General features: G+C 38.7%; 12 protein-coding genes. 3 read left to right on the top strand and 9 right to left on the bottom strand.

What is annotated here, in order from left to right; translation table 11 throughout:
• Positions 1 to 48: 48 nt before the first annotated feature.
• Together EHW89_RS01745 and EHW89_RS01740 are read right to left on the bottom strand one after the other, a co-directional pair.
• On the bottom strand, positions 49 to 891 hold the full coding sequence (locus EHW89_RS01745) for an undecaprenyl-diphosphate phosphatase (RefSeq protein ID WP_126466499.1): 843 nt from the start codon (positions 889 to 891) through the stop codon (positions 49 to 51).
• 66 nt (positions 892 to 957) lie between these two features.
• Positions 958 to 2,847 carry a DUF2207 domain-containing protein gene (locus EHW89_RS01740; protein ID WP_126466498.1) on the bottom strand — a complete coding sequence of 630 codons (1,890 nt, stop codon included), beginning with the start codon at positions 2,845 to 2,847 and terminating at the stop codon, positions 958 to 960.
• A 126-nt stretch (positions 2,848 to 2,973) separates the two neighbouring features.
• On the opposite strand from EHW89_RS01740, the gene EHW89_RS01735 reads away from it, so the two are divergent.
• Both EHW89_RS01735 and EHW89_RS01730 read left to right on the top strand, forming a co-directional pair.
• The gene (locus tag EHW89_RS01735) at positions 2,974 to 4,539 is read left to right on the top strand and encodes an ABC transporter substrate-binding protein/permease (RefSeq protein ID WP_003025897.1); all 1,566 of its coding nucleotides are present in this window, start codon (positions 2,974 to 2,976) and stop codon (positions 4,537 to 4,539) included.
• On the top strand, positions 4,536 to 5,276 hold the full coding sequence (locus tag EHW89_RS01730; protein ID WP_003031085.1) for an amino acid ABC transporter ATP-binding protein: 741 nt from the start codon (positions 4,536 to 4,538) through the stop codon (positions 5,274 to 5,276). Before EHW89_RS01735 ends, EHW89_RS01730 begins: the two co-directional genes overlap by 4 nt.
• Positions 5,277 to 5,791: 515 nt before the next feature.
• Here the strand turns inward: EHW89_RS01730 and EHW89_RS01725 are convergent.
• The 6 genes from EHW89_RS01725 to EHW89_RS01700 all read right to left on the bottom strand — a co-directional run bounded on the left by EHW89_RS01725 (position 5,792) and on the right by EHW89_RS01700 (position 10,440).
• On the bottom strand, positions 5,792 to 6,007 hold the full coding sequence (locus tag EHW89_RS01725; protein ID WP_003025899.1) for a capsule biosynthesis transcriptional regulator: 216 nt from the start codon (positions 6,005 to 6,007) through the stop codon (positions 5,792 to 5,794).
• Between the two features lie 109 nt (positions 6,008 to 6,116).
• A complete protein-coding gene (locus tag EHW89_RS01720) occupies positions 6,117 to 7,004 on the bottom strand; it encodes an SPFH domain-containing protein (RefSeq protein WP_022526805.1) in 888 nt (295 codons plus the stop codon).
• A gap of 117 nt (positions 7,005 to 7,121) precedes the next feature.
• The gene (locus EHW89_RS01715) at positions 7,122 to 7,721 is read right to left on the bottom strand and encodes a response regulator transcription factor (RefSeq protein ID WP_024052143.1); all 600 of its coding nucleotides are present in this window, start codon (positions 7,719 to 7,721) and stop codon (positions 7,122 to 7,124) included.
• Positions 7,718 to 8,815 carry a sensor histidine kinase gene (locus EHW89_RS01710; RefSeq protein WP_126466497.1) on the bottom strand — a complete coding sequence of 366 codons (1,098 nt, stop codon included), beginning with the start codon at positions 8,813 to 8,815 and terminating at the stop codon, positions 7,718 to 7,720. The genes EHW89_RS01715 and EHW89_RS01710 overlap by 4 nt, the downstream gene beginning before the upstream one ends.
• A 4-nt stretch (positions 8,816 to 8,819) precedes the next feature.
• A complete protein-coding gene (locus EHW89_RS01705; RefSeq protein WP_049506846.1) occupies positions 8,820 to 9,551 on the bottom strand; it encodes an ABC transporter permease in 732 nt (243 codons plus the stop codon).
• 13 nt (positions 9,552 to 9,564) lie between these two features.
• The gene (locus EHW89_RS01700) at positions 9,565 to 10,440 is read right to left on the bottom strand and encodes an ABC transporter ATP-binding protein (protein ID WP_003025904.1); all 876 of its coding nucleotides are present in this window, start codon (positions 10,438 to 10,440) and stop codon (positions 9,565 to 9,567) included.
• A gap of 310 nt (positions 10,441 to 10,750) precedes the next feature.
• Here EHW89_RS01700 and EHW89_RS01695 point away from each other — a divergent pair.
• Positions 10,751 to 12,102 (top strand): IS3 family transposase gene (locus EHW89_RS01695; RefSeq protein WP_126466448.1). Its coding sequence is split into 2 segments (ribosomal slippage): positions 10,751 to 11,213 and positions 11,213 to 12,102, totalling 1,353 coding nucleotides; the frame shifts between segments, so codons are not numbered across the junction.
• A 65-nt stretch (positions 12,103 to 12,167) separates the two neighbouring features.
• Here the strand turns inward: EHW89_RS01695 and EHW89_RS01690 are convergent.
• A complete protein-coding gene (locus EHW89_RS01690) occupies positions 12,168 to 13,835 on the bottom strand; it encodes a DAK2 domain-containing protein (protein WP_021001295.1) in 1,668 nt (555 codons plus the stop codon).

The following is a 13,835-nucleotide window of genomic DNA, read 5'->3' as shown; positions in this document are numbered from 1 at the left end:
TCTTTTATCAATAAAAAACTCAACAATCTCTGCTGAGTTTTTGTATGCTTAGAAAATGGCTTTAAAAATGCCGTAAATAATAAGCAGGACACCAAGTCCAATACGGTATTTCCCAAAGATTGTGAAGTCGTGCTTTTTCACATAGTCTGTCAAGAAGCGAATGACATAGAGACTAACCCCAAATGCAACGCCCATTGCCACAAGCAACAAGAAGAACTGACCAAATCCAAGTGTATTTCCTTTGATGATAAACTTCAAAATCTTCCAAGCACTTGCACCAAACATAACAGGAATCCCTAAGAAAAAGGTGAACTCTGTCACCACGGAACGGCTAGTACCATTTAAAAGCCCTCCTACAATCGTTGCTCCAGAGCGACTGGTACCAGGAAAGAGTGACAATACTTGAAATAACCCAATGTAGAGAGCAGTTTTATAAGGCAATCGATCTAAGCTGGTAATTGTCGGTTCTACGTTGTTATTACGTTTTTCCAGTAAAATAAAAGCAACACCATAGATAATCAACATACAAGCAACAGAAATGAAGTTATAAAAATGAGCATCAAACCAACTATCTAAAGGCAAACCAATAATAGCAGCAGGTGCAGCCGCAACCACTACTTTTGCCCATAATTGCCATGTTTTCTGCACTTCACGCGCTGTCTTTCCCGGTTTAAACGGATTTAATTTATCAAAATAAATCACGACAACTGCTAAAATTGCTCCTAATTGGATAACGACATTGAACATTTCCATAAAGGCAGCATTCTGATTTTTATACTTGATAAACTCCTGTATCAAAATCAAGTGACCTGTGCTAGAAATAGGCAACCACTCTGTAATTCCTTCCACAATCCCAAAGATGATGGATTTTAAAATTTCAATGATAAACATGTTCTTCTCCTAAGGTTGATTTGTTTCATTATAGCATAATTTCAAGTGAGAGAATAGAGGCACTTTTTAAAAAGCACCGCCTCCACCTCCACCGCCTCCACCAGTGAAGCCGCCTCCGCTGCTACCACCTGATGAAACAGTGAAGCTACTAGCTGAATTGGCTTCTGAGCCATAACTAACAAAAGCGTGGGAGCTAGTATGGAAGGTATACGACATATCCTGATAAACAAAAGCATTCATAGACGGATTGTCAATTGTGATTTTACGTAGCTTCATAGCCTTGGTCACCTTATCAGCACAATTAAACATAGTAGCATAAACCAATAATCGGTTCCATAAAATGACCCCGTCAACTTCTGTGTCCTTTAAATGAGCAATATCACGTAGCATATTGGCAAAACTCTTCCAGTAATAATAGTTTTCTGCCCCTTCTTCATTTAAAACTCCATCACGTTTCACCATTTTGCATTTTCTCCAGAGGTAATACAAAAATCCGCCGGCAATGAGAAAACTAACTATGAATTGGAAGAAAATCAGTCTGTACCACAAGAATATCCAGGCCAAAATACCAAGAGAAACAACCATAATAAGTGCCATCAAGGAGATTGAAAGATATAAATACAAGAGTTCCTTTTTAGCAACTGGACGGTAATTATTTGGCAATTGCTCCCGCTCAATAATCTCATGCACATTTTCTGTAATATTCTTCAAATAACATTTTAAGAGATTTTTTACCCTGTTTCCCGCTTTACGGACAGCTTGCTCACCTCTGTTATACACTTTCTTATCAATTTTAAAATCTGAAAAGAACTCTTTTACAAGAAGCTGCTTGTTGTTGCCCATAGCCATTTTTAAAAATTCTTTTTCAAAACCGAATAAACCTTTATCCGTCACTCTTTGCAGCCTTGGTTGCTTCGTATCATCTGTAAAAATAAGATTGCCTCGATCAATCAAATCTAATAAAGTGGCTTGTACAAGATTTTCAAATTTCAAAGACGTTGCTTGCTTCTCCGTTGGATCCAGCTCTGTCAAGTCTACCGAATAAACATTGGAAGCGATGACCATTGGTGGTAAATCTTGCGGTATTTCATACAAACGAGCATGCTTAGGAAACGTTACACGGGATTTTATAGTGAATTGAAAGAAGCCATAAAAAGCTAGACTAATCAGACCAACTAACACAAAAACAAGTGGTAAATCCCAGCCCATCAATCTCTGATATCTTTTTGTTTTCTGAGCAGCTTCTCTTTCGACTTGCCAAAATCCTTGCAATCGATTCTGATTTGTGATAGCCAAGCTATTTTCAGGAACCGTCATTAATGACCGATCCCAATAAGCATGAAATTCTAGTTTTTTTCCTTTACGAATATTGCCCGCATGAATAAGGTAAGTGTTCCCAGAATGCGTCACCTGAGCTGGTTTCATAAAATAACCTGTATGAGCATACAATTCGGTCTGCTGAGAACTTTTTGGAACTGAAATCCGAAACTCCACATCGTTTAACTTCTTATCCCAGTTACTAATCGGAATCCAGTGCAACTCCACGATGTCAGTGTGGACAAACAGCATATTTTTCAGTTTCCACGTAACCGCAATAGTCACACGATCCCCTTTATTACCAGCATTATAAATTTTATATTTATAACCACCCGCAATGTATTCCTGAACAGCAGTAATATCCGTTTTTGGTTGTCCATTTCTTAAAGCTAGAATCGTCGGCTTTCCTTCCACATCAAAGCCCAGAGGAACTTTACCAGATGTCCCCAAAGTAATGATTTGTCCTCTGTAGCCGCTTGAGAAATGGTAAGTGACTGTTTCAACAAATGTCGCTGTATTATCAGAATGAATCTGTAAATTGCCTTTATAGGATTCAATATCATAACTCACCGCCAAGACTCGTTGACTGAAGAACAAACATGAGAAAAAAATTATGATACTCCAAAAAAACTTTTTCATCTAGCAATCTCCTTATACTGATTGCTTTTATTATACCATTTTTTTAAGTAAGGGTTTCCCCAATATTGAAAAGCATGTCATTTTTCGGTACAATGAAAGGAAGCTATTTTTAGATGAGGAGAAAATATGAAGAAATTATTCTTATCTCTATTTGCACTTCTGCTGCTTAGTTTCGGATTTGCAAATAGAGCTCAAGCCGATGAATACTTGCGAATCGGAATGGAAGCGGCTTATGCACCGTTCAACTGGACGCAAGATGACGATAAAAATGGTGCCGTCAAAATCGAAGGCACCAATCAATATGCTAACGGTTACGATGTCCAAATCGCCAAACAAGTCGCAAAAGCATTGGGCAAAAAACCGTTAGTGGTCAAAACCTCTTGGAATGGATTGATTCCTGCATTGACATCAGGTAAATTAGATATGATTGTCGCTGGAATGAGTCCAACTGCTGAGCGGAAAAAGGAAATCGCATTTTCCAATAGTTATTATACCAGTGAGCCTGTGGTACTAGTCAACAAAGACGGAGCCTATGCCAATGCAAAAACGTTGAAGGACTTCAAAGGAGCAAAAATCACTTCTCAACAAGGTGTCTACCTCTACAATTTGATTTCCCAACTGACAGGCGCTAAGCAAGAAACTGCAATGGGCGACTTCGCTCAAATGCGCCAAGCACTTGAGTCAGGAGTGATAGACGGCTACATTTCTGAACGTCCCGAAGCCCTCACAGCAGAATCCGCTAATTCAAAATTTAAAATGATTCAGTTCAAAAAAGGTTTTGAAGTTAATGAAGAGGATGCTACGATTGCAATCGGAATGCGCAAAAACGACAATCGTCTAGAACAAGTCAATGCTGCTATCGCTAAAATCAGTGCCAAAGACCAAGTCGCTTTAATGGACAAGATGATTCAAAACCAACCTGTTGAAACTGACACCAGCAAAGATAAAACTACTTTCTTTGGCCAAGTGACAAAGATTCTGAAAGACAACTGGCCCCAATTTCTGCGCGGAGCTGGCTTAACCCTTCTCATTTCCATTACTGGTACAATTGCAGGGCTCATCATTGGTCTCTTAATCGGTGTTTACCGCACCGCTCCTACAGCCAAAAATAAAGCTCTCGCTCTTTTACAAACTTTATTCGGTTGGTTCCTGAATGTCTACATCGAAATTTTCCGTGGAACACCTATGATTGTTCAATCTATGGTTATTTACTACGGAACAGCACAGGCATTTGGAGTTTCCATTGATCGTACAATCGCAGCCATCTTTATCGTTTCCATTAACACGGGTGCTTATATGAGTGAAATTGTCCGCGGAGGAATCTTTGCTGTTGATAAGGGGCAATTTGAAGCCGCAACTGCTCTGGGAATGACACATAACCAAACCATGCGCAAAGTTGTCCTTCCTCAAGTCGTGCGCAATATTCTACCTGCTACAGGTAATGAATTTGTCATCAATATCAAAGATACTTCCGTACTGAATGTTATCTCCGTTGTTGAACTTTATTTCTCAGGAAATACTATTGCCACCCAAACTTACCAATATTTCCAAACCTTTACGATTATTGCCGTGATCTACTTTGTCCTAACATTTACGGTAACACGCATTCTCCGCTATGTAGAACGGCGTTTTGACACAGATGATTACACAACGGGCGCTAATCAAATGCAAACGAAAGGAGTAAAGGCATGAGCGATACCATTTTAGAAATCAATCATCTTAAAAAATCCTACGGACAAAATGAAGTCTTAAAAGACATTTCTCTCACTGTCCACTCCGGCGAAGTCATTTCTATCATCGGAAGCTCTGGTAGTGGAAAATCTACTTTCTTACGCTCTATCAATCTCCTTGAAGAGCCAAGTGGAGGAGAAATCCTTTATCGTGGTGAAAATGTACTAGAAGAAAACTATAACCTCACTCATTACCGTGAAAAACTCGGTATGGTGTTCCAAAGCTTTAACCTTTTTGAAAACCTTAATGTTCTTGAAAATACCATTGTCGCACAAACAACTGTTCTCAAGCGAGAACGAGCAGAGGCCGAAAAAATCGCCAAAGAAAATCTTGAAAAAGTTGGCATGGGGCAACCTTACTGGCAAGCCAAACCAAAACAACTCTCTGGAGGACAAAAGCAACGGGTTGCTATTGCACGCGCCTTATCCATGAACCCAGATGCCATTTTATTTGACGAGCCAACCTCAGCGCTTGACCCTGAAATGGTCGGCGAAGTGCTGAGAATAATGAAAGACCTTGCTCAAGAGGGCTTAACCATGATTGTTGTCACGCACGAGATGGAGTTTGCGCGTGATGTCTCCAATCGTGTCATTTTCATGGACAAAGGCATCATTGCTGAAGAAGGCAAGCCTGAAGACATTTTTACTCACCCTAAGAAAGAACGCACAAAAGAATTTTTACAACGTTACTTACGATAATCCACAACCGACGGGAGTGGGACAAAAATCGGTAATTTCGAAGAAATTTGATTTTGTCGTCCCACCCCCGCACAGTTGAGTAGGGCTGTAAAGGTTGATTTATCAACCGCATAGAACCCACTCAACCACTGCAACTTGCAAGAAACTCATAAAAATCTGACGAGGTTAAGGACTTTTGTCCCAGTCTCGTCTTTATTTTCTCTTCAAAATCTTTAAGAAGTCAATTGAAAAACTAATTTTTATTCAAACAAAACAGAATGTTTGAATACACATTCATTAGAACATTTTCTTGTTAAAAATAAAACTCTAATTTTTAAGAATATTTTTTAAAATAGATTGTATTGTAGAAAGCGGTTTATCATTTTTCTGTAAAAATATTCATTTTTAAAAATTAGATAGATAAGGAATAAATAAACTTTCCACTTTATAATTATTTGTTATTTCCATATAAAATCATACTATTTTACAATTGCAAACAAAAAAAGCAGGCTGATAGCCTGCTAAAAATACAACGATTAGTTTTCAAACTTTTCGTGGTTTTTATCGTAAAAATCAATCAATCCAAGAGCGGTTTCAAATGAAATATTTTTCACTTTAGCACGGCCTTGAGCAAGGGCAATGATAGACATTTCACGAGCGTTCGTTTCTTTACTGATGCGATAACCCGTGATTTTTTTATCACGAACCCAGCTAACAACTGATTCTACTTTTTCAAAGTTAGATTTAGCCATTTCCTTCTCCTATTTTATTATTTCTAACTAAATATTGTAAAGGTTTTTGTTTGTTTTGTCAATGGAAAAGGCTGTCTATTTTGATGAATAAAACAATTCAGAATATTCTTTATTTTGCTTTAAGAGCTGATAAAATTTGCGTTCGGATACTTTCTACTCCGTCAGGATTGGCTGGTAAGAAAATTGTATTATTTCCCTTATTATCTGCAAAATTATTCAATGTATCAAGATATTGGTTGGTTAAAAGAATTGACATGATTTGTTCTTCTTTCAATTCAACATTTGCACCTTTTAACTCTTTGATAGAGTCTGCCAAGCCATCCACAATCGCTTTACGCTGTTCTGCAATCCCAACACCATGAAGACGATCTTTTTCTGCTTCTGCTTCTGCAGCAGTGACAATTTTAATTTTATCGGCTTCAGCTAATTCTTGCGCAGCAACACGTTTCCGTTGGGCAGCGTTGATTTCATTCATTGATTGCTTGACTTCTGCATCTGGCTCAACTTTAGTAATCAAGGTTTTTACGATGATATAACCGTAAGTAGACATTTCTTCTGCCACTTGCTTTTGGACTTCAAGCGCAATTTCATCTTTCTTTTCAAACAATTCATCCAAGGTCAATTTAGGAACAGATGAACGCAATGCATCTTCAATATAAGACTTGATTTGAGCTTCTGGGCGAATCAATTTATAGTAAGCATCTGTTACGTTATTTTCATTGACACGGTATTGTGTCGCAACGTTCATCATGACAAATACATTGTCTTGTGTCTTAGTTTCAACCACAATCTCACTTTGCAAGAGGCGCAATTGTACACGCGCTGCGATATGGTCAATACCAAACGGCAAACGCAAATGAATCCCGCTATTACTGAGTTTTTGATATTTCCCAAAACGTTCTATAATCGCGACAGACTGTTGACGAACAACATATAAGGAACTAAAAAGAATGAGAATAAGTACGACAACAACAATTGGTACTACTAAAAATAACATGATATGAAACTCCTATCTTCTTTTTCCAAGATTATAGCACACTTATAAAAGTTTATCAAACAGAAACGATAGTTGCAACACTCCATAAGTTTGCTTAAGTTTTTTTAAATCTTTTTACTAAATCCAGCCATTTTCTTGCGCAATTCGAACTGCTTCTAATCGATTTTCCGCTGCTAATTTCGTTAGAATGCTTGACATGTAATTGCGGATAGTGCCATTTGATAGATAAAGCTTTTGAGCAATTTCTTTACTAGACAGACCTCTTGCTGCTGCTTGCAAAACCAAAATTTCCTGATTGGACAAGGGATTTTTACTCGTCATCATGGCTTCCATTAGTTCAGGAGAATATTCTTTTTGCCCTTTTAATACTGTATGAATTGTTTTCATGAGGTCAGCAATACTGCGTTCCTTTAAAACATAGGCATCTACATCTGCTTTGACCGCTCGCTCAAAGTAACCAGGACGTTTAAATGTGGTGACAATAACGACTTTGACGGTTGACTGCTGCACCTTGACCCATTCCAACACATCCAGCCCTGTTTGCTTAGGCATTTCCACATCTAAAATAGCTACATCTATCTTTTGAGATTGCAGCAAGGCCATTGCCTCCTGCCCATTAGAAGCCTGATGAACTGTTTCCACATCTGATTGCATTTCTAGCAATTGGCACAAAGCATCCCGTAGCATGCTTTGATCTTCGGCTACTAATAATTTCATTTGTATCCCTCCATTAGTAAGTTTACTCGAATCATAGTTGGCTGTTTATAACTTAAAACCTCTACTTGTCCAGACAATGCTTCCACACGCTCCCGAATGGAATGCAACTCTTTTCCTGTGACAATTTTGAAACCTTTCCCATTATCCTCAACATCTGTAATTAACCGATTTTTTTCAGAATACAAATGAATTTGGCAACTGCTTGCCTGAGCATGCTTGATGATATTCGTTGCTAATTCTAGTAAAACCATACTTAAACTTGATTGAATATTTGGTGCGATACTAGCAATATTGAGTTGATGCTGTACTTGTACCTGAATCCCACTCATTTCCAGCATAGCCTGAATAGTCACTAACTCCTCATCCAAGGTTCGTGTTTTTAGATTATCAATAATCCGTCGCACATCTGCCATAGACTGCTTGCTAATTTCATGCACTTCCTGCAATTCTTTACCAGCTTTCTCATAGGATTTCATTTGAAGAAACTGTTGTGCTAATTCTGTCTTGACACTGAGCATAGCAAATGTATGCCCTAGACTATCATGTAGGTCTCGTCCAATACGATTGCGCTCATTTTCAGCTAGGAACAGATTGAGTTGAGCATTCTGCTTTCTTTTTTCCTCCTGAAGCAATTCAGCCACCTGCATGCGATACAATCCGAAGGTCAATAAATCAGCAAATAAAAAGGTCGCAATCAAAAATATCAGATAGGATAAATCACTCGGATTTTTCAGAAAAATAGAAAACAGAATGATTGGCTGTAAGGTAAAAAAGGTCCAAAAGCGCCAAGATTTAAATGGAATTTCATTAAAGTGATAGATTAGTAGATTTGATAGATAAAAGATGTACCAAACAAAACTTGGATTTAGCCAAATAGAACTATAAAAAATGTAGGCAATCATTATCCACCAAGACAGCCACTGATGAAACGGATGATTATCGAGTAGAAGATTGTAATAAGCTCCGATAAAAAATACTGTCCACAACAAGAGCAAAAGCGAGTAGTCCCCACCGATGACACCCGCTATTGGAAAGACAATAAAAACTAAAGCAATATGAAACATATAGTGAATATTTTTTAGTTTTTTCCACATAAATTTATTTTACCTCAATCCGTTTTTTAAGTTGAAGAACCACCAGACTGACACCAACTGTGTAAACCAGAACAATCAGTGCTGCAATGGCATTAAACTCACGATGTTCCAAATAAGAAGATACAACCTGCATGAGTTGATAACTAGGCATCAATTTACCGATAGAGCGAAGCCAGGCTGGGAACATGCTCAAAGGAAACCAAAGACCACCTAGGACTGCCAAAGCCATATAGGCAATATTCCCCACAACAGACATAAGCTGAGCGCTGGGAAGCAAACTCACTAATACTCCCATGGCGATGAAAACCAAACTTCCGAACAGGATAATTAGGGCGATGATTAACCAATCCATTGTAGGAAGACTGACTCCACGAACAAAATGCCCAACAGAAAAAACAACGACTATGGAAAGAAGGAAAGTCAGTAAGGCACTGAAAAGTTTGGATATATAATATTCTACCATAGAAACAGGTGAGTGCTGAATCATTTTTTGCCAATTATTGGTTTTATCAGATTGCAAGGAGCTGGGAATACTAAAGAAAGCACTAGACATGATACTGAAAACCGTCATTGAAAAGAGATATAGTCGAAGTACACTGGTTGGTGTGTCGCTTGACATCACGCCTGAAAAAATCAGATAAAAGACACTAGGCAAACCAATAGACAAGAGGTAATAAGCGGCCTGCCGCTTCATTAAAATCAATTCAACCTTCATTAAACTGGTCATATTTTTCATGATACATCTCCTTTTACTCTTGCGTTGTCTCAAAAATACTATCTAATAGTGTCCGGTTGCGTACTTCTACTTCCTCAATCGTACAGCCATTATCTACCAAGACTTGCCACACTTGACCAGCCTTTCTAGTTGCAAAGGACAGAGCATTTTGCTTGATTTCAACTTCGGTCACTTCAGATAACCCTTCCAAAATAGTTTGGTAAGAAAGCGGAATAGTAAAGTGTTTTTCTTGTTCTTCGCTGCGCATGGCATAAGGCGTCGTATCACGAATCAATTCGCCCTTATGCAAAACCAAAATACGATCTGCTGTATGCTCCACTTCCTCAATATAGTGAGAAGAATAAATAATAGTCACACCCTTTTTCTTCAATTCATCCACAATTTCCCAAAAATGCTGGCGAGTTGACGTATCCATAGCAGAAGTTGGTTCATCTAAAAAAAGTATCTTCGGACGACCAATAAGAGCTAAAATAAAGGAAAATAAGCGTTTTTGACCACCTGATAATTTAGAAGCCAACTGTTCTTTTTGCTTATCCGTAAATTTTAAAAGAGCATCAATTTCCTGATTGGTTAGACTGTTTGGGTAAATATTTTGAAAAAAGTTCAATAGTTCTTTCACTTTCAGATCTTCCACTACTGTATTTTCTTGTGGCAAAATAGCAACCATCTGCTGTAATTGCTCATCTGTTGGCTTTAATCCTCGAACACTAGCCTGTCCACTCGTAAGAAATTTATCCCCTAGCAAACAATCCATGAGAGTCGTTTTCCCAGCTCCATTCGGACCAATCAACGCCACACATTCTCCATCGTTAATCGTAAAAGAAATATCCTTCAAAATATCTTTTCCATGAATCTTTTTAGATAAATGGTTCACCTCAATCAGCTTCATCTTTTTCTCCTCATTATTTCTTTGGTGGAAATACAACCCATGCAGAACTCCTAGCAATTGGCTCAGGAAAGTTTCTGGTCAACGATTGAATTACCACAGAGTTACTTGCAGCAAGAAGAATAAAACAGGTTGTAGACTTGGTTTCTAACTCTACATTTCCTCTTGTTACTTTCATTATAGCTCAACTCTTTTATCGCCACTAGATGATTTTGTCATCGCTCAACATGACAAATGTCATAAAAAAGACGACTCTCTGAACTGCACCCCAAAAGTTAGACAAGAAAACTCTAACTTTTGGGATGTTATTTTTATGAAATTAAGTTATGAAGACAAGGTTCAAATCTATTACTTGCGAAAAAGCGGCGCAACTCTCAAGTCATTATCAAAACAGTTTAACCTCAATCAGTCAGGGATCGAATATCTGATTCGACTAATTGATAGGCATGGAGTAGACATTGTCAAGAGAGGTAAGAAGACTTATTATTCTCCTGAACTAAAGCAAAAAATCCTTCATCAAGTTCTTCTTGAAGGGCGTTCTCAATTGTCAGTCTCTCTCGATTTTGCCCTTCCTAACAGGGGGACTCTCCCAAATTGGCTGGCACAATATAAGAAAAACGGCTATACTATTGTTGAGAAACAAAGAGGGAGACCACCAAAGATGGGACGTAAGAAAAAGAAAACTTGGGAAGAAATGACGGAACTAGAGCGACTTCAAGAAGAGAACGAGCGTCTTAGAACGGAGAATGCCTATCTAAAAAAGTTGAGGGAGTTACGCTTAAGGGACGAAGCCTTACAGCGCGAAAAGCAGAGACAATTAGAGAGATGGTCAAGGAAGGATTCCGATTAAGTTTCCTACTAGCTACCGCTAAACTCTCTCGTGCAACTTACTATTACCAGCTAAAACAGCTAGATAAACCAGACAAGGATCAAGAGTTAAAAGCTGAAATTCAATTGATTTATGATGAGCACAAGGGAAACTATGGTTATCGTCGAATTCATCTTGAACTGAAAAATCGTGGTTTTCATATCAATCACAAGAAAGTTCAGCGATTGATGCAAGTGATGGGGCTACAAGCTCGAATTCGCCGTCAACGGAAATATTCTTCTTACAAGGGGGAGATTGGTAAGAAAGCAGAGAATCTCATTCAGCGTCAGTTTGAAGGCTCTAGGCCTTACGAAAAGTGCTATACAGATGTAACCGAATTTGCCTTACCAAACGTCAATGGAAAGCTCTACCTGTCTCCTATTTTAGATGGGTATAATAGTGAAATCATTGCCTTTACCTTGTCACGTTCACCTGACTTGAACCAGGTCAGAACAATGTTAGCCAAGGCTTTTCCTGCTGGAACCTACAAGGGAACCATTCTCCACAGTGACCAAGGCTGGCAGTATCAGCACCAGTCTTATCATCAATTCTTAGAAGCGAAAGGAATTGTCCCATCTATGTCTCGCAAGGGCAATAGTCCAGACAATGGGATGATGGAGTCCTTCTTTGGCATCCTCAAATCGGAGATGTTCTACGGTTATGAGAAGAGTTATCAATCGCTTGATGAGCTGGAGAAAGCTATTGCAACTTATATTGTTTATTACAACAATAAACGGATTAAAACAAAACTAAAAGGACTTAGTCCTGTGCAGTACAGAACTAAATCCTTTCACTAATATTTTTTGTCTAACTTTTTGGGGGCAGTACACTCTCAAGTCGTCCTTTTCATCAGTTATTCTATTTATTCAACACTAAAGAGATATGGATAAACTGGCTGTCCGCCATTGTGAATTTCTACTTCTACATCTTCAAATTTTTCAGTAATATCTTGTGCTAATTCATTGGCCAAGTCTTCACTTCCATCTTCACCAATGTAAATCGTCACAATTTCACTATCTGCATCTAACATGTTACTGAACGTTTCATTCAATGTTGTCAGCATATCCGGATTGGAAACAACAATTTTTCCGTCTACCATACCTAAATTATCATTTTCATGAATTTCAAGACCGTCAATCGTTGTATCACGGACAGCTGTCGTCACACTACCACTGACAACATCTGCAAGTGCAGCAGTCATCCGATCATGATTTTCCTCAATGGATTTGCTTGGGTCAAAAGCTAACAAGCTAGTCAAACCTTGCGGAATTGTTCTTGTTTCAATCACTGCAGCAGATTGTTCAATCACTTCAGCCGCTGATTGCGCCGCCATGAAGATATTCTTGTTGTTTGGCAGGATAATGATATGACGAGCATTCACATGTTCAACTGCCTTGATGAAATCTTCTGTTGAAGGATTCATCGTTTGCCCGCCAGAGATGATGTAGTCCACACCTTGCGCTTTAAAGATGTCTGACAATCCTTCTCCTGCAACGACAGCAATGATTGCATATTCTTTTTCTTCTGTTGGCTGGCTATTTTCACGCTCTTCTTTTTCAACCTGCGCTTCGTGTTGATTGCGCATATTATCTACTTTGACCTTGACAAGACTTCCGTATTTCAAGCCTTCTTGCATGACCAAACCTGGGTCTTCCGTGTGAACATGAACTTTTACGATTTCATCATCATTTACGACAAGAAGTGAGTCGCCCAGTTCATTCAAGTAGTTGCGAAATTCATCATAGTCAAATTCTTTAACATACGTTGGACCTTTTTTCAAGGCTACCATGATTTCCGTACAATAACCATATTTGATGTCTTCTGTTGCCACATGACTAGCTACTGACTTATGGTGTTCTGCATTGATCATTTCTGTCATAGTTGCAGGCGTTGCTTGAAATTCTTCAGACGCAATATATTCGCCTGTCAATGCTGACAAAAAGCCTTCATAAATGAAAACAAGACCTTGACCACCAGAGTCCACAACACCAACTTCTTTTAAGACCGGAAGCATGTCAGGTGTTTTAGCAAGAGCCACCTTAGCACTATCAAGAGCTGCTTTCATGACTTCAACAGCATCATTAGTCTCTTCTGCTTTTTTCTTGGCACCAATTGCAGCTCCGCGAGAAACAGTCAGAATCGTTCCTTCAACCGGTTTCATCACAGCTTTGTAGGCTACTTCTACTCCAGATTGAAAAGCAAGGGCTAAATCTTGTCCTGTTAATTCTTCCTTCTCTTTCACACTTTGAGAGAAGCCGCGGAAAAGCTGAGACGTGATAACACCCGAATTCCCACGCGCACCCATTAAGAGACCTTTTGCAAAAATTCCAGCCACTTCACCAACAGTAGAAGCAGATTTGTCCGCAACTTCCTTTGCACCATTTTCAATGGTCATTCCCATATTGGTACCTGTGTCACCGTCTGGCACAGGAAAAACATTTAAAGAATTGACATATTCAGCCTGTTTATTCAAACGAGTAGATGCAGACTGCACCATTTCTTGAAATAAACTAGTAGTAATATTTGACAC

Source organism: Streptococcus periodonticum (genome assembly GCF_003963555.1).
Taxonomy (GTDB): Bacteria; Bacillota; Bacilli; order Lactobacillales; family Streptococcaceae; genus Streptococcus; species Streptococcus anginosus.
The sequence above is the reverse complement of the archived record's forward strand: the minus strand, read 5'-3'. Positions and strand labels throughout refer to the sequence as shown.

What these genes read in the sequence shown, in the direction of transcription:
- EHW89_RS01735 (WP_003025897.1), top strand. Translation starts at nt 2,974, where the DNA reads ATGAAGAAATTATTCTTATCTCTATTTGCACTTCTGCTGCTTAGTTTC.
- EHW89_RS01710 (WP_126466497.1), bottom strand. Translation starts at nt 8,815, where the DNA reads ATGTGGAAAAAACTAAAAAATATTCACTATATGTTTCATATTGCTTTA.
- EHW89_RS01720 (WP_022526805.1), bottom strand. Translation starts at nt 7,004, where the DNA reads ATGTTATTTTTAGTAGTACCAATTGTTGTTGTCGTACTTATTCTCATT.
- EHW89_RS01715 (WP_024052143.1), bottom strand. Translation starts at nt 7,721, where the DNA reads ATGAAATTATTAGTAGCCGAAGATCAAAGCATGCTACGGGATGCTTTG.
- EHW89_RS01730 (WP_003031085.1), top strand. Translation starts at nt 4,536, where the DNA reads ATGAGCGATACCATTTTAGAAATCAATCATCTTAAAAAATCCTACGGA.
- EHW89_RS01725 (WP_003025899.1), bottom strand. Translation starts at nt 6,007, where the DNA reads ATGGCTAAATCTAACTTTGAAAAAGTAGAATCAGTTGTTAGCTGGGTT.
- EHW89_RS01740 (WP_126466498.1), bottom strand. Translation starts at nt 2,847, where the DNA reads ATGAAAAAGTTTTTTTGGAGTATCATAATTTTTTTCTCATGTTTGTTC.
- EHW89_RS01705 (WP_049506846.1), bottom strand. Translation starts at nt 9,551, where the DNA reads ATGAAAAATATGACCAGTTTAATGAAGGTTGAATTGATTTTAATGAAG.
- EHW89_RS01745 (WP_126466499.1), bottom strand. Translation starts at nt 891, where the DNA reads ATGTTTATCATTGAAATTTTAAAATCCATCATCTTTGGGATTGTGGAA.
- EHW89_RS01700 (WP_003025904.1), bottom strand. Translation starts at nt 10,440, where the DNA reads ATGAAGCTGATTGAGGTGAACCATTTATCTAAAAAGATTCATGGAAAA.